Origin of the sequence: Mycobacterium sp. NPDC048908 (assembly GCF_043197955.1) — a bacterium.
Lineage (GTDB): Bacteria > Actinomycetota > Actinomycetes > Mycobacteriales > Mycobacteriaceae > Mycobacterium.
The window spans coordinates 1-23,582 of the sequence record NZ_JBICUE010000011.1; the positions used below are offsets into that span (position 1 = coordinate 1).

The 23,582-nt window shown below is 65.6% G+C and carries 22 protein-coding genes, 1 tRNA gene and 1 pseudogene; 12 read left to right on the forward strand and 12 right to left on the reverse strand.

The window, feature by feature from the left end; all coding sequences use genetic code 11:
* From ACGFK1_RS24175 to ACGFK1_RS24205, 7 genes are all read right to left on the reverse strand, one after another.
* The coding region (locus ACGFK1_RS24175; RefSeq protein ID WP_393435304.1) for a DUF222 domain-containing protein at positions 1 to 470 on the reverse strand (470 nt) is incomplete at its 3' end.
* Between the two features lie 39 nt (positions 471 to 509).
* Positions 510 to 1,787 (reverse strand): DUF4032 domain-containing protein, encoded by a 1,278-nt coding sequence (locus ACGFK1_RS24180; RefSeq protein ID WP_393435307.1) that lies wholly within the window; start codon positions 1,785 to 1,787, stop codon positions 510 to 512.
* 69 nt (positions 1,788 to 1,856) lie between these two features.
* Complete coding sequence (locus tag ACGFK1_RS24185; protein ID WP_393435310.1) at positions 1,857 to 2,936, reverse strand: ABC transporter ATP-binding protein; 1,080 nt, start codon at positions 2,934 to 2,936, stop codon at positions 1,857 to 1,859.
* A gap of 10 nt (positions 2,937 to 2,946) precedes the next feature.
* Positions 2,947 to 3,831, reverse strand: coding sequence for a carbohydrate ABC transporter permease (locus tag ACGFK1_RS24190; RefSeq protein ID WP_393435313.1), 885 nt, complete (start codon positions 3,829 to 3,831; stop codon positions 2,947 to 2,949).
* A gap of 1 nt (position 3,832) precedes the next feature.
* Positions 3,833 to 4,807 carry a carbohydrate ABC transporter permease gene (locus ACGFK1_RS24195; RefSeq protein ID WP_393435316.1) on the reverse strand — a complete coding sequence of 325 codons (975 nt, stop codon included), beginning with the start codon at positions 4,805 to 4,807 and terminating at the stop codon, positions 3,833 to 3,835.
* Positions 4,807 to 6,171, reverse strand: a complete 1,365-nt coding sequence (locus tag ACGFK1_RS24200; protein WP_393435318.1) for an ABC transporter substrate-binding protein — start codon at positions 6,169 to 6,171, stop codon at positions 4,807 to 4,809. The genes ACGFK1_RS24195 and ACGFK1_RS24200 overlap by 1 nt, the downstream gene beginning before the upstream one ends.
* Before the next feature lie 14 nt (positions 6,172 to 6,185).
* Positions 6,186 to 7,250 (reverse strand): sugar-binding transcriptional regulator, encoded by a 1,065-nt coding sequence (locus tag ACGFK1_RS24205; protein WP_393435321.1) that lies wholly within the window; start codon positions 7,248 to 7,250, stop codon positions 6,186 to 6,188.
* 79 nt (positions 7,251 to 7,329) lie between these two features.
* On the opposite strand from ACGFK1_RS24205, the gene ACGFK1_RS24210 reads away from it, so the two are divergent.
* Genes ACGFK1_RS24210 through ACGFK1_RS24225 form a run of 4 tightly spaced genes read left to right on the forward strand, consistent with a single transcriptional unit; the run spans position 7,330 to position 11,644 of the window.
* On the forward strand, positions 7,330 to 8,331 hold the full coding sequence (locus ACGFK1_RS24210) for an NAD(P)-dependent alcohol dehydrogenase (RefSeq protein ID WP_393435784.1): 1,002 nt from the start codon (positions 7,330 to 7,332) through the stop codon (positions 8,329 to 8,331).
* On the forward strand, positions 8,328 to 9,746 hold the full coding sequence (locus tag ACGFK1_RS24215) for a mannitol dehydrogenase family protein (RefSeq protein ID WP_393435324.1): 1,419 nt from the start codon (positions 8,328 to 8,330) through the stop codon (positions 9,744 to 9,746). The genes ACGFK1_RS24210 and ACGFK1_RS24215 overlap by 4 nt, the downstream gene beginning before the upstream one ends.
* Positions 9,743 to 10,711, forward strand: a complete 969-nt coding sequence (locus ACGFK1_RS24220; RefSeq protein ID WP_393435327.1) for a carbohydrate kinase — start codon at positions 9,743 to 9,745, stop codon at positions 10,709 to 10,711. Before ACGFK1_RS24215 ends, ACGFK1_RS24220 begins: the two co-directional genes overlap by 4 nt.
* A 9-nt stretch (positions 10,712 to 10,720) precedes the next feature.
* Entirely contained in the window at positions 10,721 to 11,644 is a 924-nt protein-coding gene (locus ACGFK1_RS24225; protein ID WP_393435330.1) for a Ku protein, read from the forward strand.
* Here the strand turns inward: ACGFK1_RS24225 and ACGFK1_RS24230 are convergent, their stop codons facing one another.
* Both ACGFK1_RS24230 and ACGFK1_RS24235 read right to left on the reverse strand, forming a co-directional pair.
* Positions 11,645 to 12,112 carry a glucose-6-phosphate dehydrogenase gene (locus ACGFK1_RS24230; protein WP_393435333.1) on the reverse strand — a complete coding sequence of 156 codons (468 nt, stop codon included), beginning with the start codon at positions 12,110 to 12,112 and terminating at the stop codon, positions 11,645 to 11,647.
* An 88-nt stretch (positions 12,113 to 12,200) separates the two neighbouring features.
* A pseudogene (locus tag ACGFK1_RS24235) lies at positions 12,201 to 13,054 on the reverse strand (hypothetical protein).
* A gap of 198 nt (positions 13,055 to 13,252) precedes the next feature.
* Between ACGFK1_RS24235 and ACGFK1_RS24240 the strand changes: the two are divergent.
* The 6 genes from ACGFK1_RS24240 (at position 13,253) to ACGFK1_RS24265 (ending at position 18,165) form a co-directional block, all read left to right on the forward strand.
* On the forward strand, positions 13,253 to 14,044 hold the full coding sequence (locus ACGFK1_RS24240; RefSeq protein WP_393435336.1) for an SDR family oxidoreductase: 792 nt from the start codon (positions 13,253 to 13,255) through the stop codon (positions 14,042 to 14,044).
* A 10-nt stretch (positions 14,045 to 14,054) separates the two neighbouring features.
* Positions 14,055 to 15,131, forward strand: coding sequence for a Gfo/Idh/MocA family oxidoreductase (locus ACGFK1_RS24245; RefSeq protein ID WP_393435338.1), 1,077 nt, complete (start codon positions 14,055 to 14,057; stop codon positions 15,129 to 15,131).
* 33 nt (positions 15,132 to 15,164) lie between these two features.
* A complete protein-coding gene (locus ACGFK1_RS24250; protein WP_393435341.1) occupies positions 15,165 to 15,455 on the forward strand; it encodes a hypothetical protein in 291 nt (96 codons plus the stop codon).
* A gap of 34 nt (positions 15,456 to 15,489) precedes the next feature.
* On the forward strand, positions 15,490 to 15,735 hold the full coding sequence (locus ACGFK1_RS24255; protein ID WP_393435343.1) for a hypothetical protein: 246 nt from the start codon (positions 15,490 to 15,492) through the stop codon (positions 15,733 to 15,735).
* A gap of 62 nt (positions 15,736 to 15,797) precedes the next feature.
* Positions 15,798 to 17,024 (forward strand): Nramp family divalent metal transporter, encoded by a 1,227-nt coding sequence (locus tag ACGFK1_RS24260; RefSeq protein WP_393435346.1) that lies wholly within the window; start codon positions 15,798 to 15,800, stop codon positions 17,022 to 17,024.
* A gap of 70 nt (positions 17,025 to 17,094) precedes the next feature.
* On the forward strand, positions 17,095 to 18,165 hold the full coding sequence (locus tag ACGFK1_RS24265; protein WP_393435349.1) for a poly-gamma-glutamate hydrolase family protein: 1,071 nt from the start codon (positions 17,095 to 17,097) through the stop codon (positions 18,163 to 18,165).
* Between the two features lie 37 nt (positions 18,166 to 18,202).
* On the opposite strand, the gene ACGFK1_RS24270 is transcribed toward ACGFK1_RS24265, so the two are convergent.
* The 3 genes from ACGFK1_RS24270 to ACGFK1_RS24280 are packed head-to-tail and all read right to left on the reverse strand — an operon-like array spanning position 18,203 to position 22,307.
* Positions 18,203 to 19,564, reverse strand: coding sequence for an APC family permease (locus tag ACGFK1_RS24270; protein WP_393435352.1), 1,362 nt, complete (start codon positions 19,562 to 19,564; stop codon positions 18,203 to 18,205).
* 10 nt (positions 19,565 to 19,574) lie between these two features.
* Positions 19,575 to 21,161 (reverse strand): amidohydrolase, encoded by a 1,587-nt coding sequence (locus ACGFK1_RS24275; RefSeq protein ID WP_393435355.1) that lies wholly within the window; start codon positions 21,159 to 21,161, stop codon positions 19,575 to 19,577.
* 54 nt (positions 21,162 to 21,215) lie between these two features.
* Complete coding sequence (locus ACGFK1_RS24280; protein ID WP_393435358.1) at positions 21,216 to 22,307, reverse strand: glutamate--cysteine ligase; 1,092 nt, start codon at positions 22,305 to 22,307, stop codon at positions 21,216 to 21,218.
* A 170-nt stretch (positions 22,308 to 22,477) separates the two neighbouring features.
* Here ACGFK1_RS24280 and ACGFK1_RS24285 point away from each other — a divergent pair, with 170 nt between their 5' ends.
* Positions 22,478 to 23,302 carry an LLM class F420-dependent oxidoreductase gene (locus ACGFK1_RS24285; protein ID WP_393435361.1) on the forward strand — a complete coding sequence of 275 codons (825 nt, stop codon included), beginning with the start codon at positions 22,478 to 22,480 and terminating at the stop codon, positions 23,300 to 23,302.
* Positions 23,303 to 23,331: 29 nt separating this feature from the next.
* Positions 23,332 to 23,404: transfer RNA gene (locus ACGFK1_RS24290), tRNA-Arg, on the forward strand.
* Positions 23,405 to 23,582 lie beyond the last annotated feature (178 nt).

Here is a 23,582-nt window from a genome sequence, read left to right on the forward strand (position 1 = left end):
GCGGTGTGTACCAGGTCGATCTCGATCTGCGCGCACGTGAGCGAGTCCACCGCGGGTGGGATGCGATCCATCGCCTCGCGGATGACCTTGACGTGTTCCCGGTTGATCGCCCCGCGCGCCTGCGCGAGCGCGGTGCAGGGCAGCAGTGGCGCGAGCGGTTCTCCAGTCAATGTGCGGCGCGGTCCCAGCAGAGCGGACTCGTCAAGCCGGCGACCGGCCTCCGAAGTCGAGATTCGCCAGCGGATCGCCAGCACGTCCTTCCACGACTTGGCGCCCATCTCCTTCGGAGTGGTCTCCGCCTGTAGGCGGGCGAGCATGCGGTGGCTCTGAGTCGGCAAGTGGCAGGAGAGGATTTCTAGTTCGTCGAGCGCGTCGACCAACTCCCTCTTGGTGAGCGTATCGACGGGCAAGGCAGCCAACTCCTCGTGTGCCGCGCGCAACGCCGCGACCGCCGACTGCACCGAACTCACTACCCGAACATATGTTCGAATCTTAAGAAGTTGGCGACGTTATTCTGAAGAAGTCGATGAGAGGTCACCGTCGTCGAGTTCGATCACTTCGAATGGCTCCGTTGGTGTTTCGGCGATCGCGACCTTCGCCGCCGAGTCGCTGGGGATGACGTCACCATGCAGCGCGGCCAGCGCCGCGTTCGTGCCCACATCACGGCCCGCCTTCTCGCTGAGCAGCCAGCGGACTTCGAGTAGATCGCAATAGGCCTGGATGGGAGTGCCCTTGTTGCCGACGACGTCGTGGGCGAGCCGCTCGTAGGGGGTGAGCACCTCCATCACCCACAGTCGGGCCGCGGTGGATTCGTCGACGTCGTGACCCGCCTCGCGGCACAACTGGGCTTGATACGCCCTCAGGTCCCCGAGCAGAATCTGCGCCTGCCCCTCGCCGACGTCCAGCCCGGTGAGCTCCTGCAGACGGTGCGCGTGGTATCGCCGATCGCCAACGGCGACATGGAGTTTGAGCTCGCCAGACTCCAACGGCTCCAGCGATACCTCGTCGACGGCGAAGCCGAGCTCGTTGAGCCGCCGCACCGTGCCCTCGACGCGGTATCGATCGGCGAAGCCGAACGTCGGCTCGGCGTGCAGCGCAGCCCACAGATCGTCATATCGGACCCTGGTCTGCTCCGCCTCTGCGATCAACACATCCTCGAAGGCCGACTGGCCAAGGCGTTCGGCGAGATCCGTCATCCCCATCGCGACGTTCTCGACCATGATGTCGAGGTCGTGCTCGCGCTGTCCGCGGCTCAACGTGGGGTGCACTTCCGAGGTTTCGGCATCGACGAGCCAGGCCTGCAGCGTCTGGCCGTCGCGACTGAATAGCGTGTTCGCCAGCGAGCAGTCGCCCCAGAACACGCCGTGGCGGTGTAGTTCCACGAGCAGCCCTGCCATGCCGTCCAGCAGTCGCGCCCGGTGCTTCGGCTGATCCGGCGGCAGTCGCATGAACAGCCGCCGGTACTGCCATGACCCTTCGAGATATCGCGTCACCAGGATTGCGGTGTCGAACTCCGGCTGCACCACCAGTCCCGCGGGACGCACCGCAGGCAGCCCCATCTCCTCGAGCCTGCGCAGAACGTCGTACTCCTTGGCCGCGATCCGCGGTGGCATGTCCTTGACCGCCCACAGCGCGCCGTCAGCCTCGACGAACTTCACCAGGTGCCTGCTGGGTCCGACGGCGATGTCGCGCAGTGGAACATCCGGGACGTTCCACGCCGACAACGGCCGGTCCCACGGCAGCGCAAGCAGACCCACAGAGGGTGCCCGAAGCCGAAACTCTGTCATCGCCCCGGGTCGTCCCCTGCGCTGCGCGCGTGGGCCCACCGCTCCTGCCCGCCGGACGGCGCGCGCATGTCAGTTCAGACGTTCGCCAGACTTCGGATGGAACAGGTGAACCGCCCCATCGGGATGCCTGCGCAGCTTGACCGAGTCGGCGAGCTTGGGTGCGGTTCGCGGGTTGCACCGCGCCACCAACTCGACGCCCGAGCCGGCGTGGGTGTACACGAACGCCTCGCTGCCAAGGTCCTCGACGAGGTCGACGACGACATCCACCCCGCTGGAGGTGCTGAGCTCCAGCTGCTCCGGGCGGATGCCGATGGTGACCTCGTCCAGGCCGGCGTCGCTGATCTTGGTGAGGTCGGCGCGCTCCAATTCCATTGTGCCGTCGCCGATCTTCACACCGTCGGCGGTGACAGGCACCGTGACCAGATTCATCGCCGGTGATCCGATGAAGCCTGCGACGAAGGCGTTGGCCGGCTTGTCGTACAGGTCGTTGGGAGAGGCGAACTGCTGCAGCTTGCCGAACCGCAGCACGGCCACCCGGTCCCCCATCGTCATTGCCTCGACCTGATCATGGGTGACGTAGACGGTGGTGGTGGCGAGGCGCCGCTGCAACGCGGCGATCTGGGTGCGAGTCTGCACGCGCAGCTTGGCGTCCAGGTTCGACAACGGCTCGTCCATGCAGAACACCTGTGGTTCACGGACGATAGCGCGACCCATCGCGACGCGTTGGCGTTGACCGCCGGACAGCTTGGCGGGCTTGCGGTCCAGGAACTCGGTGAGATCCAGGATCTTGGCGGCCTCCTCGACCTTCTTGCGCCGCTCGTCAGCCGAGACGCCTCGCAACTTCAGCGCGAAGCCCATGTTCTCGGCGACGGTCTTGTTGGGGTACAGCGCGTAATTCTGGAACACCATCGCGATGTCGCGGTCCTTGGAGGGCACCCCGGTCATGTCCTTGCCACCGATCTCGATGGCGCCCTCGTCGATGTCCTCGAGTCCGGCGAGCATGCGCAGCGCCGTGCTCTTGCCCGAACCGGAGGGGCCGACCAGCACGACGAATTCGCCGTCCTGGATATCGAGGCTGAGCGAATCGACCGCGAGCTTGTCGGAGCCCGGATAGATGCACGACGCGTTCTTGTAAGTGATCGATGCCATTGCTTTCTCCCTATTTGATCGCGCCGAACGAAAGTCCGCGCACCAGCTTGTTCTGGGCAAACCACCCGCAGAGGATCACAGGCAGGGCTGCCATGGTTGCGGCCGCCGACAGCACGGCCCAGTACTGGCCCTCACCGGCGATGAACCCGACGAGGTACACCGGCATGGTCTGAGCGTTCACCGCGGTCAGGTTCACCGCGAAGAAAAACTCGTTCCACGCGAATATCACGCAGATCAACGCGGTGGCCGCGATGCCGGGAGAGACCAGCGGCAGGATGACCTCACGCACCGAACGCCACAGGCTTGCACCGTCCAGGCTCGCCGCTTCGAGCAGTTCGCCGGGCACCTCGAGGAAGAACGACCGCATCATCCAGACTGCGATCGGCAGGTTCATCGAGGTGTACAAGATGACCAGCGCCCAAATGTTGTCCAGCAGACCGATGTTGGACACGATCACGTAGAGCGGGAGGATCGCCGCGACAATCGGCAGCATCTTGGTGCTCATGAAGAAGAACAACGCGTCCTGAGTCTTGCGGACCGGCCGCAGCGACAGCGCGAACGCGGCCGGAGTCCCCAGTGCCAGCACCAGGACTGTCGAAACGACGGTGGCGAAGATGGAGTTCAGCAGTGGGGTCCCAATGCCCTGCTCGAACACCGCCTTGAACTGATCCAGCGTCGGGGTGAAGAACAGCTTCGGTGGACTGGTCGCCGCGTCACCCTCTTGCTTGAAGGCCGTCAGGACCATCCAGAACACGGGAAAGAAAAACCCCAGCCCGACCAGCCACGCCACTACACCCCACGGGCTGAACTTGCGGCTCTTCTTCTTCGAGGCGGTGGCGGCCGCCGTTGTCTCCGAAGCTTTTTCGGTGCTTCCAACTACTTGTGGGGTAGTCATGTCAGGCCGCCTCTTCCTTGCCGCTGAAGGACTTGAATATCAACCGAAGTGCGAAGCTCGCAATGATCATCGTGAAGATCACCACCACGACGCCCATCGCCGCCGCCTGGCCCATGTCGAAGCCGAGGAATGCGCGCTGGTAGATGTAGAACGGCAGGTTCGCGCTCGCGATACCCGGACCGCCCTGCGTCAGCATGTAGATGGTGTCGAAGGTGTTGACCAGATAGATGGCGCCGAGCACGACACCCAGTTCGATGAAGCGCCGAAGGTGGGGCAGCGTCAACTCGCGGAAGAGTTGGAACGCGCCCGCACCGTCGACTCGACCGGCCTCCAGGATGTCGCGAGGCATCGACTGGAGGCCGGCGAGGATCAGCAACATCATGAACGGCGTCCACTGCCAGATCAGCACGACCATCACCATCTGGAAGCCGTATTCGCCGATCCAGTCGACCGGCCCGAGGCCCACTAGCGACAGCACCCAGTTCAAGATGCCGTTCGTCGCGTCAAGGATCGTGGTCTTCCAAATCAGCGCCGCTGCAACGGGAGTGATGAGGAACGGTGTGATGAGCAGCGTGCGCACCACACCGCGCCCCAGAAACGCGCGGTCGAGTAACAATGCGATCAGCAGACCGAGGAACGCGGAGACCAGCACGACGACCACGATCAATAGCACGGTGTTGAAGGCCACCGTCCAGAACTGGCTGTCCTTGACGACCGCGATGTAGTTGTTCAGCCCGACGAACTGCCGGGAGCCCGGGCGAACCAGGTTCCACGACAGCGTCGAGTAGTACAGCGTGAACAGGAACGGGATCTGCGTCACGACGATCATGAAGATCAGAGCGGGCAGCAGTGGCCCGCGCCGTCGCCATCCTTCGGCACGGCTCACCCCGACGTCCTGCGCCTCTCGGATCTTGCGAACTCGTTCGGCCACTGCCGCTTCGCTGGCGGCGGTATCGGTATCAGCGGTTACAGTCATCACTTCTCCTGATAGCTTCGGCCGACGACCTCGGCGTATTCCTGCGCTTGGGCCAGTGCGTCGTCAACGGACTTCTGCCCCGCCATCGCCGCGCTGATCTGCTGGCTGACCCGTGTTCCGAGATCCTGGAACTCCGGAATCCCGACGAACTGCACGCCGGTGTACGGAACCGGTTGCACCGTGGGCTTGTTCGGCGTCGCATTCTTGATCGACTGCAGCGTCAGCGGCCCGTATGTCTTGGAAATCGCCTCGTACTCAGGCAGTTGCGTGTAGGTCGAAGTCCTGCTGCCGGGTGGGACACGTGCCCAGCCCAGCTTCTCGCCGACCAGTTTCATGTAGTCCTTGCTGGTCATCCACGAGATGAACTTCCATGCGCCGTCGGGGTTCTTGGCATGCGTCGGTATGCCGAGCGACCACGTGTAAAGCCAGCCCGAGTTCGGCTTCTCGGCAATCGGTGCGGCAAGGTAGCCGATCTTGCCCTGCAGATCCGGGTGTTCCTTCGGGTCCTCGAGCACCGACACCGCCGACGTCGCGTCGTACCACATCGCTGTCTGACCCTGCCCGAACAGGTTGGCGCACTCCTGGAATCCCGTCGACGAGGCGCCGATCTCACCGGCGTCCTTGACCAGGTCCACGTAGAAGTTGACGGCTTTGTGGACCTCGGGGCTGTTGAGTTGAGCGTTCCACTGCTCGTCGAACCAGCGGCCGCCGAACGTGTTGATCACGGTGTCGAGCGGCGCAAGCACCTCACCCCACCCAGGCTTGCCGCGAAGGCAGATTCCCGCGTCGGAGATGCCCTTGGCCTTGATCGCCTTCGCCCAGTCCGCGACCTCGCTCCACTGCGGCTGGTAGTTCGGGTCCTTGGGTACCTCGATGCCCGCCTTCTCGAACATGTCCTTGCGGTACATCAGGAACGACGACTCGCCGTAGAACGGCACCGAGTACATGTTCCCGTCATAGGACAACGAATCCCGCAGCGACGGAATGAAGTCGTTCTCGTCGTAGCCCGGGGTGTTCGTCATGTAGTCGTTGAGCGGAAGCAGCCAACCGGTTTTCGCCCACTGCGGCGTCTCGAAGTTGCTGATCATCACGACGTCGAACTCACTGCCGCCCATCGCCGTCGACATGGTGATCTTTGCCCGTGCCTGATTCTCGGACAGCGAGATGAACTTCAGCTTCGTCCCGGGATTCGCGTTCTCGAATTCCGAGGACAACTTCTGGGCATCCGTCATCTGCGAGTTGGACACCAGGGCAATCGTCACCTCGTTCGCCGATGCCCCCAAGCTGCCCGCGCCCGCGCACCCGGAGGTGACCACCAGCCCAGTCGCCGCCAAACACACTCCGAGTCTTCTTAGCGCTTTCACTTTGACTTCACCTTTCACTGTGCCAACAGCCAACGGGCACAATCGATGTCACAGACCAGCAGGCGTGCGAGCTTCCCACGCAGCGCGCCGAGGGTGGCGCGATGCTTGGTCTCACCGCTGGAGATCAGGATGGTCTTCTCGCACGCCCGGATGTCTTCGAGCGGAACGGAGACGGCACGCTGTTGCAGTTCGGTGTCGACGGATGCGCCCTCGGCGTCGAAGAATCGGCCGCCGATCTCCCCGACGGCGCCGAGCGAGACCAGCTCGTCGAGCATCTTGGTGTCGAGGAAGCTGCCCTCGAACAGCGTGGTCGAGGTCGACACCGCGCCGACGCCGAAGAGCATCACGTCGGCACGCCTGCCCGCCTCGAGCGTGCGGGAGATCAGCGAGTCGCTGCGCATGGACGCCACGGTCGAGGGGTCCGCATAGAGCGGGGCGGGCAGCCGAATCGTGGTGGCCCGCAGCACGTCCGCGCAGCGGCCCAGGATGAACTCGGTGCCGGTCTGATACGCGGCGGTCGACATCGCACCGTCGAGTTGAACCACCGCGCGGCAGCTGGCCACACCCGGCGTGAGTGCGTCGGCCACCGCGACTTGCTCTGGGCCCCAGGTGAATCCGAGGACATCGTCGGGCGAGAGTCGGCGCATCAACAGTGCGGCTGCTGGGCGGCCGATACCTGCGAATGCCGCGGGCCTCGCGGACGCGCCGACGTCGGCGCCATGCCCGGCCACCACCGCTTCGGTGAGCCCGAACCGCCGCTCGAGTTCCCGTTCCTCGTCGGCGTGCAGATCGTCCCGCATGTCCTGCGGGACGACGACCTCGATGCGGACCAGTCCCCTTGCCTTGGCTCTTGCGACCAGGCGGCCCGCCGTCGGCCGTGAGACGCCGAGCCGGGACGCGATCTCGGCCTGCGTCAACCCGTCGAGGTAATAGAGCGTCGCGGCCCGCAACGCCAGCCGCAGGTCTTCTGGAGTGGCAGCGCGGTCCCGCGCCGGCGATACGACCCGGCCACCGAGCTCGGCAACCTTGCCATTCGACGACGGTGTCGACACTGCGTCTCCTCTCCGACCTGTGAACATCTGCTCAGGGGTGCGAGTAGATGCTCATGACGTTAGCATGGGGATTGTGACGCACACAACACTTTCGCCAGATACCCAAATGCGGGCCGCGGTACTCGTCGAACCTGGTCGCATCGAGATGGAGGAACGGCCGATACCCAGGCCGGAACCCGGAGACGTGCTGGTGCGGGTCTCGTCGGTCGGGGTGTGCGGGTCCGACGCGCACTACTACCGGCACGGCCGAATCGGAAGTTTCGTCGTCGAGCAGCCTTTGGTGCTCGGCCACGAGGCGGCGGGCACGATCGTCGGCGTCGGCGCCGGCGTCCCGGTCGAGCGCATCGGTGAGCGGGTGTCGATCGAACCGCAGCGGCCCGACCCCGACAGCATCGAGACCCGTCGCGGTCACTACAACCTGTGCCCGCACATGCGGTTCTTCGGGACACCACCGGTGGACGGCGCGTTCTGCGACTACGTCACCATCGGCGCCGGGTACGCCCACCGCGTGCCCGATTCGGTGTCCGATGACGCCGCAGCACTGTGTGAACCGCTGTCGGTCGGCATCGCGGCAATCCGCAAAGCGAACATCGCAGGGGGCGCGCGGGTGCTGATCACCGGCGCGGGCCCGATCGGCATCGTGCTCACACAACTCGCCCGCGCGTACGGCGCCACCGACATCGTGGTCAGCGATCCCGACGACGCGCGGCGGGCGCAGGCCAAGGAGTTCGGCGCCACGGCCGTGGTCGACCCGACCGCACAGCCGATCGGCGACCTCGGCGTCGACGCGTTCATCGACGCGTCGGGCGCACCGTCGGCGGTCGTCGCCGGGATCAAGGCGGTGCGGCCGGCGGGGACGGTGGTGCTCGTCGGGTCCGGAGCGGAGTCGATGGAGTTGCCGACGCAGTTGATTCAGAATCGCGAGTTGGTTCTCACCGGGGTGTTCCGTTATGCCGACACTTGGCCGACGGCGCTCGCGCTCGTCGAGTCCGGGCGGGTGGATCTCGACGCGATGGTGACCGCGCGCTTTCCGTTGGAGAGGGCCGCCGACGCACTCGAATCCGACCGGCAGCGGGGTAGCGTCAAGTCCGTGGTGGTGGTGTCATGAAATTGAACACAGAGACGCTCGCGCAGATCCCGATCGACAAGCCGAGCTACCGTCGTGACGAAATCGGGGTCGGCATAGTTCATTTCGGGGTTGGCGGGTTCCACCGCGCCCATCAGGCGATGTATGTCGACCGGTTGCTCGAGATGGGACTCGCCACCCAGTGGGGCATCTGCGGAGTCGGGGTGTTGCCCGCGGACCGCAAGATGGCTGACGTGATGGCCGCGCAGGACTGCATGTACACGCTGCTGCTGGAGAATCCAGACGGTAGCCGCAGCGCGCGGGTGATCGGGTCGATCGTCGACTACCGCTACGCACCCGACGATCCGGACGCCGTCGTGGAATTGCTTGCCGCGCCGAGCACCAGGATCATTTCGCTGACCATCACCGAGGGCGGTTACAACATCGACAACCTGCCCGACGTCAACGTCTTCAGTCTGGTCGCCGACGCATTGGCGCGACGGCGCGACCGCGGTATCGGATCGCCGACGATCGTCTCGTGCGACAACATCGAGGCCAACGGCGACGTCGCCCGTCACGCGTTCACCACCCATGCCGACCGGGTGCATCCTGGCCTCGGCGCGTGGATCACCGAGCACACCCACTTCCCGAATTCGATGGTCGATCGCATCACCCCGGTCACCACGCCCGACGTGATCTCGGTTCTGGCTGCCGAATTCGGCGTCGAGGATCAGTGGCCGGTGGTCGCCGAACCGTTCACCTCGTGGGTGCTGGAGGACGATTTCGCCGACGGGCGGCCACCGCTGGAGAAGGCCGACGTACTGTTGGTCGATGACGTGATGCCATATGAGTTGATGAAGTTGCGGCTGCTCAACGCGAGTCATCAGAGCCTGTGCTACTTCGCATACCTGGCCGGCTACCGGCTTGTCCACGACGCGGCCGGCGACCCGCTGTTCGCCCAATTCCTGCTCGATTACATGGATTCCGAGGCAACGCCGACTCTCAAGCCGGTGCCCGGTATCGACCTCCCCGACTACAAGCGCACGCTGATCGAGCGGTTCGCCAATCCAGGGGTGAAGGACACCATCGCGCGGTTGTGCTTCGGGTCCTCGGACCGCATCCCGAAGTGGCTGGTGCCGGTCATCCGTGCCAACCTCGCCTCGGGCGGACCAGTCCGGCTGTCCGCGGCGACGGTGGCCAGTTGGGCGCGATACGCCGAAGGCGTCGACGAACAAGGCCAGCCGATCGACGTCCAGGATCAATTGGCCGACACGCTGGTGCCGTTGGCGCAGTCGCAGCGCGAGCACCCGACCGCCTTCATCGAAAACACCGGATTGTTCGGAGATCTGGCGGAGCAGCCACGTTTCGTCGAGGCGTATCTGTGGGCGCTGGACTCGCTGCACCGCGACGGGGCGCGCGCGACGCTGGAAACGTTACTTCTGAAGGAGACGACATGACCGCGCCTGGCGCGCCACAGCGGGCGCTGGTGATTGGCGAGGCGCTCATCGACATCGTCGAGCGTGACGGCGCGGTCATGGGCGAGCACGTCGGCGGCAGCCCGTTGAATGTGGCGGTCGGGTTGGCGCGATTGGGCCGTGGCGTCGATTTCCTCACCCACATCGCTGACGACGCGCGTGGCCGTCGCATCGTCGACTATGTCAAACAGTCTGGGGTGCAATTGGTTTCGGGCAGCTTGAGCGCTGATCGGACACCGACGGCGCTGGCGACGCTGGACGTCAACGGTTCGGCGCAATACGTGTTCGACATCGACTGGCAGCTTTCGGGCACACCGGAGGTGGCACCGCCACTGGTCGCGCACACCGGGTCGATCGCGACGGTGCTGGAACCGGGTTGCCGGGCCACCGCCGCGCTGCTCGACGCGTATCACCCGTCAGCGACCATCACGTTCGACCCGAACGTGCGGCCCGCGTTGATCGAGGACGACGACGTCGCGCGCCGCCGCATCGACCGCTGGATCGAACGCTGCGACGTGGTCAAGGCCAGCGACGAGGACATGCGCTGGATCGACCCGAACCGGTCGCCGGAACAGGTCGCCGCGACGTGGCTCGGCTTGGGCCCGTCGATCGTCGCGGTGACGATGGGTGAGGCAGGCGCGTTCGCGATGTGCGCGGCGGGGACAGTACGGGTGCCTGCGCTCAAGGTGAACGTGGTGGACACCGTCGGAGCAGGCGATGCATTCATGACGGGGCTGATCGACGCGTTGTGGTCACTGGGCTTGCTAGGCGCGCAGCGCCGCCCGCACCTGGCGCGGATTCCGCTGGAGGCGCTGCGGGAAGTGGTGCAGACGGCGGCCTTGTCGTCGGCGTTGACCGTGGCGCGCGCGGGCGCTGACCTGCCGGATCGAGCGACGCGCGATGCCGCGGCGGCCGGGTCGGGCCCGTTGTTGCCCCAACCGGGTTAGCCTGGGCTTATGCGTTCCATATGGAAAGGTTCGATCGCGTTCGGCCTGGTGAACGTGCCGGTCAAGGTTTACAGCGCGACCGAGGATCACGACATCAAGTTTCACCAGGTGCACGCGAAGGACAATGGGCGCATCCGGTACAAGCGGGTCTGCGAACTCGACGGCGAGGTAGTGGAGTACCGCGACATCGCGAAGGCCTACGAATCCGATGACGGACAGACGGTGGTGATCACCGACGAGGACATCGCCACGCTGCCCGAGGAGCGCAGTCGTGAGATCGAGGTGCTGGAGTTCGTTCCGGCCAGCGACATCGATCCGATGATGTACGACAAGAGCTACTTCTTGGAGCCCGACGGGAAATCGTCGAAGTCCTACGTGCTGCTGACCAAGACGCTCAAGGAGACCGACCGGGTTGCGATCGTGCACTTCGCGTTGCGCAACAAGACGCGGCTCGCCGCCCTGCGAGTGCAGGACTTCAGCAAGCGCGACGTGATGATCGTCCAGACTCTGTTGTGGCCCGACGAGATTCGTGATCCCGATTTCCCAGTGCTGGACAAGGAAGTCGAGATCAAACCGGCGGAGTTGAAGATGGCCGGCCAGGTGGTGGAGTCGATGACCGACGACTTCAACCCGGACCGCTATCACGACGATTATCAAGAGCAGCTGCAGGAGCTCGTTCAGGCGAAACTCGAGGGTGGTGAAGCGTTCACCACCGAAGAGCAGCCGAAGGAGCTGGACGAGACCGAGGACGTGTCGGATCTGCTCGCCAAGCTGGAGGCCAGCGTCAAGGCGCGGCGCGGCGGCTCCGACGGAGACGCACCGGCGAAGCGGGCCCCTGCCAAGAAGGCCGTGGCGAAGAAGGCACCCGCGAAGAAAGCGGCCAAGAAAGCCCCCGCGAAGAAAGCGGCCAAGAAGGCCGCCGCCAAGAAGTAGCTATGCGGGCAGATTCACCCGCAGCGCATCATGCTCATCGAGTATCCGACGCAGCGCGGCGTCCATCGGATGAGCCGATGCCAGGTCGCGGCGGAACCCGCTGTCCACGACGGCGACCGCCCCCTCGCGCAGGTCGGCCGTGTCGACTTGATCGACGAGCGGATCGAACAGACCGGGCGGTGTGGCCAGGTAGTACAGCGCCCGGCGCGACTGCGCCAATACGGCGCCATACATCAGTCCGCGTTGGGTGATCACGAAGAATTCCGTCGACATGCCCGCGTTCGGGGTTTCGGCCTTGCCCCATGCCACCGCGGCGCGCCGCATCTGCGCCAGCCGGTCCGGGAGATCGTCGCTGAGCGTGAACAACCTCTCGACGAGTGCGTCGCCCATCGGTGGACACATGTCGATCGCAGGCCGGAAGTAGCGCTCGAAGATCTCACCGAAGAAGTCGTACCGTTGCTCGCTCATCGCGGCTCCCCAATTCCAGACGTGCATTCAATTGTGCGCTCACGTCGTTTTCTGCACCAGGGCTGCGGCGAACGGTGGATGACGACCCTCACGCAGAAATCGACGGCCGCCAACCGCGGCGAATGAAGGCCTGGTGCCCTCGGTACAGGATGTAGCGCCGACTGTGTTCGGCGACAACATGAATGTCGATCCATCCTTGCCCGTCGACTAATTCCGCGCGGCCGATGTCGCGAACATACTGATGTCGGTTCTTGCTGTGGTGCTGCCCGTCGTAGTCGAACGCGACCATCGGCTCGTCGTAGCCCATATCGAGAAATGCCTCGTTCACACCATCAGTGACGTGGATCTGCGTTCGCGGCCGTGGCAGCCCGCTGTCGATGAGGACGAGGCGCAGCCACGTTTCCTTCGGCGACTGGGCCCCGCCATCCATCAACGCCAGCGCGAGCCTGGCCCGTCGGATGCCCGCAACCTGGGGTATCTCGCTGCGAGCTCGAGCGCGTCAGTGGGCAACACACCGGTTGCCGCCGCCAGTGCGTCCAAGTTCGCTATCGCGACGTCCCGAGGCAAGTGTCTGGCCAGCTCCAGGGCAGTCCGTGCAATTGTGGTGACCGGAAGCTCGCCGACATAGGTGATCTCGTCGTCGCCTATCCGCTCTTCGCGCACAATGACGCCGCGACGTCTGCGGGTGTGTTCGGTGATCAACTCGATCGGCGTTGACGCGTCGACCCATCTCGCTCCGTGCAACGCGGCCGCGGCTCACCCGGCAATGACGCCTCTACGACGCGTCCACAGCCAGGCCGCGACCGTCTTGCGCAGGAGCGTCTGCTCGACGCCGTTGGCTATGTAGACGCCCGGGTGCACTGCGGTGTTGTTCCACCGCAACTGCCCGCGAGTCAGCCCGCGTCCGCTGAGCGCTTCGGCGCCGATGAATGGCTCTGACATGCTGGGATGCTCACGTCAACCGCCGACAAGAGTCCGCCCAGATCGTCGATTTCTGCAGCGGGGCTGTGGACAACCCGCGATCGCGACCTTCACGCAGAAATCACCGCGGCATCAGAAAAGTAGAACGTGTTTCAGAAATGACGCACACGGGTGTCGCCCGCCTGCTACGGTTCGCCCGGCGAGGGAAGGAAGACCCAAGTGATTCTCGACAAGTTCAGGCTGGACGACCAGGTCGCGGTGGTCACCGGGGCGGGCCGCGGACTCGGCGCGGCGATGGCAGTGGCGTTCGCGGAAGTCGGTGCGGACGTGGTGATTGCGGCCCGCACACAGTCGCAACTCGAAGAGGTCGCGGACCAAGTCCGAGCGGCGGGCCGCAAGGCACACATCGTCGTCGCCGATCTGGCCCACCCGGATGACACGGCCAAGCTGGCGACCGAGGCGGTCGACGCTTTCGGCAAACTAGACATCGTCGTCAACAACGTCGGCGGCACCATGCCGAACACCTTGCTGACAACCTCGATCAAGAACATGAAGGACGCGTTCACGTTCAACGTGCTCACCGCCCACGCCTTGACCACCGCCGCGGTTCCTCTGATGCTCGAGCACTCCGGGGGCGGCAACATCATCAACATCACCTCCACCATGGGCCGATTGGCAGGCCGCGGATTCGCCGCGTATGCCACCGCGAAGGGGGCGCTTGCGCACTACACCCGGCAAGCCGCACTGGACCTGTGCCCGAGGATCCGGGTCAATGCGATCGCGCCGGGATCCATCCTCACCTCCGCACTCGACATCGTCGCCTCCAACGATGAACTGCGTGAGCCCATGGAGAAGGCGACCCCGATGCGGCGACTCGGCGACCCCGCCGACATCGCCGCCGCCGCCGTGTATCTCGCATCGCCCGCAGGCAGTTTCCTGACGGGCAAAGTGCTCGAGATCGACGGCGGACTCAACATCCCCAATCTGGACCTGCCCATCCCCGATCTGTGAGGAGCTAGTCATGGTTATCAAAGTCGCGCAGATCGGCACTGGAAACGTCGGCCGCCACGCGCTGCGCCAACTGATCACCGACCCACGCTTCGAGCTCACCGGCGTCTGGGTGTCCAGTGATTCCAAGGCCGGCAAAGACGCCGGAGAGCTTGTGGGACTTGATGTTTCGACAGGCGTCCGAGCCACCACGGACCTCGACGCGGTGCTCGCGACCAATCCGCAATGCGCCGTCTACTGCGCGATGGCCGACAACCGCCTGCCCGACGCACTAGAGGACTACCGCAAGATTCTCGCCGCGGGTGTCAACGTCGTCGGCAGCAGCGCCGTGTTCCTCCAGTACCCGTGGCAGACGCTGCCCGCCGAGCTCATCACTCCGATCGAGGAAGCCGCCAAGGCGGGCAACGCCAGCGTGTTCGTCAACGGCATCGATCCGGGCTTCGCCAACGATCTGGTGCCGCTCGCGCTGGCAGGTACGTGCCAGCGCATCGAGCAGATCCGCTGCATGGAGATCATCAACTACGACACCTATGACAGCGCCACCGTGATGTTCGACGTGATGGGATTCGGCAAGCCGCTCGACGACATCCCGATGCTGCTGCAACCCGGCGTGCTGAGCCTGGCGTGGGGTTCGGTTGTCCGCCAACTCGCCGCGGGCCTCGGCATCGAACTCGACGAGGTCACCGAGACCTACACCCGCACCCCCGCGCCCGAGGACTTCGACATTGCGTCGGGGCACATCGCGAAGGGCACCGCTGCGGCGCTGCGATTCGAGGTGCGCGGCATGAAGGACGGCAAGGTCGCGGTCGTTCTCGAACACGTCACCCGACTGCGCGACGATCTGCACCCCGACTGGCCGCAGCCTGCGCAAGACGGTGGCTCCTACCGCATCGAGATCACCGGCGAACCGTCCTACGCGCTGGACTTGTGTCTGAGCAGCCGAAAGGGCGATCACAACCATGCCGGATTGGTCGCCACCGCCGCGCGGGTCGTCAACGCGATTCCAGCCGTGATCGATGCCGATCCCGGTATCACCACGACGCTCGACTTGCCCCTTGTCACCGGAAAAGGGCTGTACGCTGGCTCATAACCCGGGGGTTGACTTCAGAAGAAGGACTTGCCTATGCGGAGGATCCTGCGCACGTTCACCCCGCTGATTGTCGCGGCAGGCACCGCAGCGACAGTTTTTTCCGCGCCCGCCGCACTTGCCGATCCCGGCGACTCTTCCACCCTGCCGGACTGCACCGACGTCGGCGGCGTGACTGATATGGGCGCTGGGACGACGGAATGCGCCACACCCGGCAATGTCCAGCTCAACGCCACCCCGCCCGAAACGGACTATCCCTATCCGTGGGATGACGAGTTCTGGGGTCCAGCGTTGATCATCGGTGGCGGTGGCGAGGGCCGTCGCTAATCACATTTGTCCTGGCCCATCAAGGAGGCCAACCATGCGAGGCCTTATTCGTTCCCTCTCATTGGTTTTGGCGGCTGGCGGATGCGCGGCCGTTGCGCTGGCGCCCGCCGCCGCAGCCCAGCCGAAATGCACAACCACCGCTCCGAACACCACGCAGTGCCAAACCAACGGCAGCGCGCAGATCGTCACCTCGCCCCAGCAGAACAACTTCTACGGCGGATGGCCGTGGTGGGGTGGCGGCGGTGGCATCGTCATCGGAATCGGCGGGTGGGGCTGGTAGCTCGAGGAGGTTTCGGCTAACCTAACTTTTCTATTCGCGTTACCGGATAGAAAGTGGGTTAGGTGATCCAGGACGCCGAACCGCGGCTGCGGCCGAGTTGGCTACTGCTCGGACCTGCCTTCGTCGCCGCCATCGCCTACGTCGACCCCGGCAACGTCGCCGCGAACGTCAGCGCTGGCGCTCAGTACGGCTTCCTACTGGTCTGGGTCATCATCGTGGCCAACGTGATGGCCGGGCTGGTCCAGTTCCTCTCGGCCAAACTCGGCCTCGTCACCGGGCGCAGTCTCCCGGAGGCGGTCGCCGCCCACACCCGCACGCGCACCCGCATCGTCTATTGGCTGCAGGCGGAATTGGTCGCGATGGCAACGGATCTCGCCGAGGTGGTGGGTGGCGCGATCGCACTGCACCTGCTGTTCGATCTTCCCCTCGTCATCGGCGGGGTGATCACGGGTTTCGTGTCACTGCTGCTGCTTGCGGTGCAGAACCGGCGCGGGCAACGCATGTTCGAGCGGGTGATCAGCGGGCTGCTGCTGGTCATCGCGATCGGCTTTCTGACCAGTCTGTTCGTCGAGCCGCCGCCGGCGGGCCAGGTGGCCGCTGGTCTGCTGCCACGGTTCGACGGCGCCGAGAGCGTGCTGCTGGCCACCGCGATGCTGGGTGCGACGGTGATGCCGCACGCGGTCTACCTGCACTCCGGGCTGGCCCGCGACCGGCACGGCCACCCCGGGCCCGGCAGGCAACGGCGCTGGCTGCTCAAGGTGACGCGGCTGGACGTCACGCTGGCGATGCTCGTCGCGGGCGCCGTGAACCTGTCGATGCTGCTGGTCGCCGCGACCAACCTGCAGGGTATGGACAGCACCGACTCGATCGAAGAGGCGCACGCCGCGGTCCGTGACACGCTAGGACCAACGGTGGCGCTGTTCTTCGCGGTCGGCTTGTTGGCGTCGGGGCTGGCGTCGACGTCGGTGGGCGCGTACGCGGGCGCCATGATCATGCAGGGCCTGCTGCGTCGCTCGTATCCGCTGCTACTGCGCAGGCTTGTCACGCTGATCCCGGCACTGGCGATCCTGGCCATCGGCGTCGATCCCAGCCGCGCCCTGGTGCTGTCCCAGGTCGTGTTGTCATTCGGGATCCCCTTCGCGCTGATCCCGCTGGTGCGGCTGACCAGCGACCGGGACCTGATGGGTGAGGACACCAATCACCGGCTCACCACGGGCCTCGGGTGGGCCGTCGCCGTGCTGATCAGCCTGCTCAACGTCGGGCTGATCTACCTGACCCTGCGGGGTTAGACACCGGCCTGCTGTGCGCAAATATCAGTCGACCGGATCGGCCGAACTCGCGTCTGGGATAATCGGCTCAATGCGTGCACGCCACAGCTATTTCGCGTACGGGTCCAATCTGTGCGTGCGGCAAATGGCGCAACGATGCCCTGGCGCGGTCAATCCGAAGCCGGCCAGACTCGCCGATCACGACTGGTTGATCAACGAGCGCGGCGTGGCCACCGTCGAGCCTTTCGACGGGTCGCTGGTACACGGTGTGCTGTGGCAGGTGACCGATCATGACCTGGCGACACTGGACAGTGCCGAAGGCGTGCCGATGCGGTATCGGCGCGACCGGTTGACGGTGTACACCGACGACGGCCCGTCCGACGCATGGGTCTACATCGACCACCGCGTCGATCCCGGCCCGCCCCGACCCGGCTATCTTGAGCGCATCGTCGCCGGCGCGACGCACCACGGCCTGCCCCGCCGCTGGATCGAATTCCTGCGGCGCTGGGATCCCGCGAACTGGCCCATGCGCATCGCGATGCCGACTTCCGGTGCACCACAGTCGCTTTCGGAACTGCTCGCCGATCCCGGTGTCATCGAGGACAGCACGCTGCGGTCGCGATTCGGTTTTCTCGCCATCCACGGCGGCGGACTGGAGCAGATGACCGACGTCATCGCGCAGCGAGCCGCCGACGGCGCCGGCGCGTCGCTGTATGCGCTGCGGCATCCCGACGGGTATCCACATCATCTGCCGTCGGCGCGCTACCGGGCCGAGGAGTCCGATCGACTGGCCGAGTTCCTCGATCACGTCGAGGTGGTCGTGTCGCTGCACGGCTACGGCCGCATCGGGCGCAGCACGCAGCTACTGGCGGGCGGCCGCAACCGGCAACTGGCCGAGCACCTCGCGCGCCACGTCGACGTGCCCGGATATCGGATCGTCACCGACCTCGCCGAGATCCCGCGCGAACTGCGCGGCCTGCACCCCGACAACCCGGTGAACCGGGTCCGCGGCGGCGGCACCCAACTGGAGCTGACGCCGAGGGTGCGCGGCATCAGCCCGCGAAGCGGACTGCCGGGTGACGACGGGCTGAGTCCCGCGACCTCGAGGTTGGTGCAGGGCCTGATCGCGACGGCGCGATCGTGGCAACTGACCTCGGCTTAGTGCCGCCGTGCTCAACGCGGTCGACTGCCCGGCGTCGCTACTCCTCCAGTTCGAGCACGGGCGTCGGCCGCGAGAAGGCGCGCGTCATCCACAACAGCCACAAGAATCCCGCCGCAAACCAGCACAACCCGAACACAAGCGCGTAACCCGACAGGCTTGTCCACAACCACACGGTCAACGCGAAGCCGATCAGCGGAAGCACCAGGTTGTTGACGAAGCCGCCGCCACCGCGGTCGCCGGCGTCGACGAAGTAGTGCTTGATGACGGTGAGGTTGACGGCCGAAAACGCCACCAGCGCACCAAAACTGACAATCGATGCGAGCGCGTCCAGATGCGCCCAGATCGCGGCGAGGGAAACCACCGAGACCACCAGGATCGCGTAGGTGGGAGTGGTGAACCGCGGTGGAATGTGCCCGAACACCCGCCGCGGCAAGATGCCGTCGCGGCCCATCGCGTACAGGATGCGAGCCACCGAAGCTTGTGAGGTGATCGCCGATCCGAGCGCGCCGGCGACGTAGGCCGCGGTGAAGAACGTCGACAAGAATTGTCCGCCCGCCGTTTTCATCACGTCGAGAGAGCCGGAATCGACGTCCGTGAATTGATTGGACGGGAACACCAGCTGCGAGATGTACGACAGCACGACGAACAGCAGACCGGCGCTGACCGTGGCGATCATGATTGCGCGCGGCACGCTGCGGGTCGGTTCATTGGCCTCCTCGGCCAGCGTGGACACCGCGTCGAAGCCGAGGAACGACAGACACAGAATCGCCGCGCCCGCCAATACCGGTTGCAATCCTGGCGCGCTGCCGTCGCCGGTGAACGGGGCGGCCAGATCGACTGTGCCGCTATGTGACAACGTCACGAAGGCCAGCACGAGGAACACCACAATGAACACCGTTTGCAGCGCAATGATCAACAAATTGGCTCGCGCTACCGAGACGATGCCCAGGATGTTGAGCACCGTGACGATGATGATCATCAGCAAGACGAACACCCACGCCGGGACGGCGGGGATCGCGGCGTTGAGGTAGAGGCCGATGACGAGGTAGTTCAGCATCGGCAGCAGCAGGTAGTCCAGCAGAAGCGACCACCCGGCCAGGAACCCGATCGGTGCGCCGAAGGTGCGCTGCGTATACGCGTACGTCGACCCGGCCACCGGGTATGCGGCCGCCATCCGCGCATACGACCTCGCGGTGAACACCATGGCCGCCAGAGTCACCAAGTAGGAGAACGGAAGTCGGCCACCGCTTTCCTGGACGACGATCCCGTAGGTGGTGAACACCGTCAACGGGACGATGTACACCAGTCCGAAAAGGACTAGGGACGGCACTCCGAGGACACGACGCAGATGACCTTCGCCCTGCAGTGTCGATGGCGGGCTCGACGGCGGAGTCGACATGGCGATCCTTTCAATCCTCGGCCGAGTAGACCGACCGACCTGACAGATATGTGGCGCGCACGCGAACGTCGGCAAGTTCGTCCGGAGGTACAGCGCGCGGATCGGCGTCCAACCACACCAGGTCGGCACTTGCGCCAGGGGTGATCGTGCCCCAACGGTCCTCGGCGAAAGCCTGTTTCGCGACACCGGCGGTGTAGGCGCTCAGCGCGCGTTCGACGGTGATGATCTCGTGTGGTGTCCACCCGCCGCGTGACACGGCGATCGCGATGCCGTCCAACGGTGCACCCGAGGACACCGGCCAGTCCGAGCCGAATGCCAGCGGTGCCCCCGACTCGTCGAGGCTGTGCATCCGATACTGCTTGTCGCTGCGGTCGGGTCCGAGCCGCGGCAGCGTCAGCTCCACCATCAACGGATCCAGTTGCGCCCACAGCGGCTGCATGTTGGGTATCACGCCAAGCGCGGCAAAGCGTTCCAAGTCGGCGTCGTCGACTAGTTGCGCGTGCGCGATGACCGGCCTTCGGTCCTTCGACCCGTTGCTGGCGACGACGTATTCGATCGCGTCGAGAGCCTGGCGCGCCGCCGCATCGCCGATCGCGTGAATGTGGATCTGGAAACCGAGCTCGTCGACCGCGCGGGCGGCGTCAGCGAGGTTGTCCCACACCTGCATGCCCTGGTGGTCGTGCAGGCCGCCGCAATACGGCGCCAGCAGCGCGCCGGTCTCGTTCTCGATCACCCCGTCGGCGAAGAACTTGACCGTGTTCGCGGTCAGCAGGGGCGATGCCGCGTCCTTGACGCGGCTTCGGGCGTCGACGAAATGCTCGAGTTGCGCGTCGAAGTAGCGCGGGTCCGCGTACAGGCCGAGGTTGAACCGGATGTCCAGAGCGCCCTGCCGGGCGGCCTGCAAATAGGTGTCGACGTCGGCGGGTTCGACCCATGCGTCCTGCACCCATGTCACGCCGCGCGCCTGGTAGTAGCGGGCGGCCGTCTGCAGCGCGGCCACGCGGACCGCGGGGTCGCGTTCGGGCACGATCTTGTGCACGAGGTCGACGGCCCCCCACTCGCGGAGGGTGCCCAGCGGCGTGCCGTCCTCCCGGCGCGGGATCTCGCCGAGCACCGGGTCGGGGGTGTCTGCGGTGATGCCTGCCCGCTGCAACGCAACGCTGTTGCACCACACCGTGTGGTAATCCCAGGCGCGCAGGACGACGGGCCGGTCAGGCACGGCGGCATCCAGCCAGCGCGCGTCGAAGAGGCCGCCCGGCGCCATGCTGCTCTCGTAGGAGGCGCCGATGATCCAGTCCTCGTCGGGGTGGTCGGCGGCATATCTCTTCACCTCGGCCACGATTTCGTCGACCGATTGGCACGGTCGGACCTGCGGCCCCACCGCCTCGAGACCACCCGGAAGCGGATGCGCGTGACCGTCGCCGAATGACGGCATCAAAAAGCCGCCGTCGAGGTCGACGTCCTCGGCGCCGTCGGCCTGCGCATGCGCGGCTTCGCCGACGGCTTGCACCGCTCCGTCGGTCACCAGCAGCGCGTCGGTGGTCTCACCGCTGACCCCGGTCCAGATGGTCCCGCCACGGAAAAACGTCGAAGGCACCACGGGAAGGTATCGCACCGGTCCGCGCCCCGCGCGGTTCCGGCGAGCTCTGGCTCAAGACAATGTCGCGGCGGCCAACTCGGCGACGACATCCGTTACTTCGTGCCGCCGGTTCCACGCCCGCCGCTGCCGCATCGCGCCGTTGCCTTCGTCGTCCAGTCGCGCCAACGCGGAGCTCACCATCTGGTAGTCACCGACATCTTCGAGCGCTGGCCTGACCCGGTCGATCATGTCTTGCAACAATTTTCGTGCAGGCGTCGGCGCATGGCTCTCGAGCAGATCGATCGCATGACCGTCCAGGCCGTCGCGGGCCGACTTCCAGTAGGCGACCTTCAGTGCGTGCGGAGTCAGCGGCGGCGTCGGTTCACCGCGCCGCTCGTCGGCCAGCGCCGTCATCACGCTGGCCCGAATCAGGCTGGCCAGCAACACGGTTTCACCGACCGTCGCGGGAACGTCGGAAACGCGCACCTCGACGGTCGGGAACTTGGCGGACGGTCGCACGTCCCAGTAGACCATGCCGTCGTCCAGCACCGCACCGGCTCGCTGCAGCATCCGCACCATCGCGTCGTACTCGTCGATGGAGTCGAAATGGGGAGGCGGCCCGGCGCTGGGCCATCGCGCCCACACGATGCTGCGCCAGCTCGCGTAGCCGGTGTCGGCATCGGAGTACACCGCCGAATTCGCGGTCAGGGCAAGGAACAACGGCAGCCAGGGGCGGAGCCGGTTGGTCACCCTGATCGCCAGCTCGCGGCTCGGCACGGCGACGTGCACGTGGGCCCCGCAGATGCCTTCTTCGGCGATCCGGCCGAACTTGGCCGCGATCTCGCGGTATCGCGGGGTGTCGGTGACGGGAAAGCCATGCGGTCGCGTCGGGGGCAGCGCCGCGGCGAGCAGTTGCGCACCTCCGGCTTCGGCGGCTTCACCCGCGATGCGCCGTAGCCGAGTGAGCTCGTGTAGCAGCTGACCACTGTCGCTGACGACTTCGCTCGTGGTCTCGACCTGGCAGCTGCTGAGCTCGAGCTGCAGCTTGACGCCTCGATCGGCGGCGTGACCCGCCACGGCTTCGTTCACGGCGACGGGTGCGCCGGTCGCCGGGTCGACGAGGAGAAATTCTTCTTCGACGCCGAAGGTGGGATGAGTGGCCATGGTGAAAGGGGGGTGTAGACGTTGATCCGGCCCGTCGGAGTCATCTCACGACGGGCCGGATCGGGCGGTAAGTCCTTCTGCTGTGGACCTCGGGTATCAAGGTCGGCGGACCGAGATTGCCCACTGGTGGCGCTGGCCAAACATCACGATCGGCTGCTTACATCGAGGGCATGGTCAACGACTTCCGGTTCGGTGTGGGTCTGCACGACGCCAGGACGCGGGCGAAGGTGCAAGACGCCGCCCGTCGGGCCGAGGAGTTGGGCTACGACGTGCTGCACGTGCCCGATCATCTCGGCGCGCCCGCGCCGTTTCCGGTGCTGATGTCGGCGGCCGCGGTCACCAGCACGCTGCGGCTTGGCACGTTCGTCCTCAACTCGGGCTTTTACAAGCCCGCGCTGCTGGCGCGCGACGTCGGCGCGGTCCGCGACCTCACCGAGGGCCGGTTCGAGCTCGGGCTCGGCACCGGGTATGTGCGCGAGGAGTTCGAGGCGGCCGAGCTGCCGTATCCCAGCGCGCGCGAGCGGGTCGACCACATGGCGCATGTCATCGAGTACATGCGCGAGCACCTGCCGGATGTGCCGATCCTGATCGCGGGCAACGGCGATCGGGTGCTGACCATCGCCGCCAAACAGGCCGACATCCTCGGCCTCACCGGAGGCGACCGCGCGGCGACCGAGTCCGACGATCCGCTGGCCGAACGGATCGGCTTTGTCCGCAGCGCCGCGCCCGACCGGTTCGACGCGCTCGAGTTGAACCTCGCGGTCATCGCGATGCCGATCGACGGATCGGGAATGCCGGATCTGAAGATCCCACGCCAGTTCCTACCGCACCTCAGCGATGAGGAGTTGTTGCGCCACCCCGGCGTGCTGTCCGGGTCGACGCGGGACATGGCCGACCGGTTCCGCAGCTACCGCGACGACTACGGAATCAGCTACATCATCGTGCAGGCGCCGCACGCGGAGGTGTTCTCGAAGGTGATCGCTGAACTGCGCTGACGTGTGTACCGGTAAGCTCCCAGCGTCAAGCCCTCGTAGCTCAGGGGATAGAGCACGGCTCTCCTAAAGCCGGTGTCGCAGGTTCGAATCCTGCCGGGGGCACTTTATCATTTGCGCAGCTCAGCCACAGTTTCCATGCGTGCCCACTATCGGTCGGGCAGCCCGCTGGTCGGTGCTTGGTCGGTGAGCCAATGACACGAGGTGGCGCTCATTGGTCCCCGACGGGGAAGACTCGCACTGCTTATCGCCGTTCTCATCTGGGGCTCACCGACGCGGGCGA

Excerpts from the sequence above, each read along its gene's own strand:
- ACGFK1_RS24205 (WP_393435321.1), bottom strand. The coding sequence starts at position 7,250 with ATGTTCACAGGTCGGAGAGGAGACGCAGTGTCGACACCGTCGTCGAAT.
- ACGFK1_RS24245 (WP_393435338.1), top strand. The coding sequence starts at position 14,055 with ATGGTTATCAAAGTCGCGCAGATCGGCACTGGAAACGTCGGCCGCCAC.
- ACGFK1_RS24250 (WP_393435341.1), top strand. The coding sequence starts at position 15,165 with ATGCGGAGGATCCTGCGCACGTTCACCCCGCTGATTGTCGCGGCAGGC.
- ACGFK1_RS24255 (WP_393435343.1), top strand. The coding sequence starts at position 15,490 with ATGCGAGGCCTTATTCGTTCCCTCTCATTGGTTTTGGCGGCTGGCGGA.
- ACGFK1_RS24210 (WP_393435784.1), top strand. The coding sequence starts at position 7,330 with ATGCGGGCCGCGGTACTCGTCGAACCTGGTCGCATCGAGATGGAGGAA.
- ACGFK1_RS24195 (WP_393435316.1), bottom strand. The coding sequence starts at position 4,807 with ATGACTGTAACCGCTGATACCGATACCGCCGCCAGCGAAGCGGCAGTG.
- ACGFK1_RS24230 (WP_393435333.1), bottom strand. The coding sequence starts at position 12,112 with ATGAGCGAGCAACGGTACGACTTCTTCGGTGAGATCTTCGAGCGCTAC.
- ACGFK1_RS24220 (WP_393435327.1), top strand. The coding sequence starts at position 9,743 with ATGACCGCGCCTGGCGCGCCACAGCGGGCGCTGGTGATTGGCGAGGCG.
- ACGFK1_RS24280 (WP_393435358.1), bottom strand. The coding sequence starts at position 22,307 with ATGGCCACTCATCCCACCTTCGGCGTCGAAGAAGAATTTCTCCTCGTC.
- ACGFK1_RS24185 (WP_393435310.1), bottom strand. The coding sequence starts at position 2,936 with ATGGCATCGATCACTTACAAGAACGCGTCGTGCATCTATCCGGGCTCC.
- ACGFK1_RS24180 (WP_393435307.1), bottom strand. The coding sequence starts at position 1,787 with ATGACAGAGTTTCGGCTTCGGGCACCCTCTGTGGGTCTGCTTGCGCTG.
- ACGFK1_RS24270 (WP_393435352.1), bottom strand. The coding sequence starts at position 19,564 with ATGTCGACTCCGCCGTCGAGCCCGCCATCGACACTGCAGGGCGAAGGT.
- ACGFK1_RS24265 (WP_393435349.1), top strand. The coding sequence starts at position 17,095 with ATGCGTGCACGCCACAGCTATTTCGCGTACGGGTCCAATCTGTGCGTG.
- ACGFK1_RS24190 (WP_393435313.1), bottom strand. The coding sequence starts at position 3,831 with ATGACTACCCCACAAGTAGTTGGAAGCACCGAAAAAGCTTCGGAGACA.
- ACGFK1_RS24225 (WP_393435330.1), top strand. The coding sequence starts at position 10,721 with ATGCGTTCCATATGGAAAGGTTCGATCGCGTTCGGCCTGGTGAACGTG.
- ACGFK1_RS24215 (WP_393435324.1), top strand. The coding sequence starts at position 8,328 with ATGAAATTGAACACAGAGACGCTCGCGCAGATCCCGATCGACAAGCCG.
- ACGFK1_RS24285 (WP_393435361.1), top strand. The coding sequence starts at position 22,478 with ATGGTCAACGACTTCCGGTTCGGTGTGGGTCTGCACGACGCCAGGACG.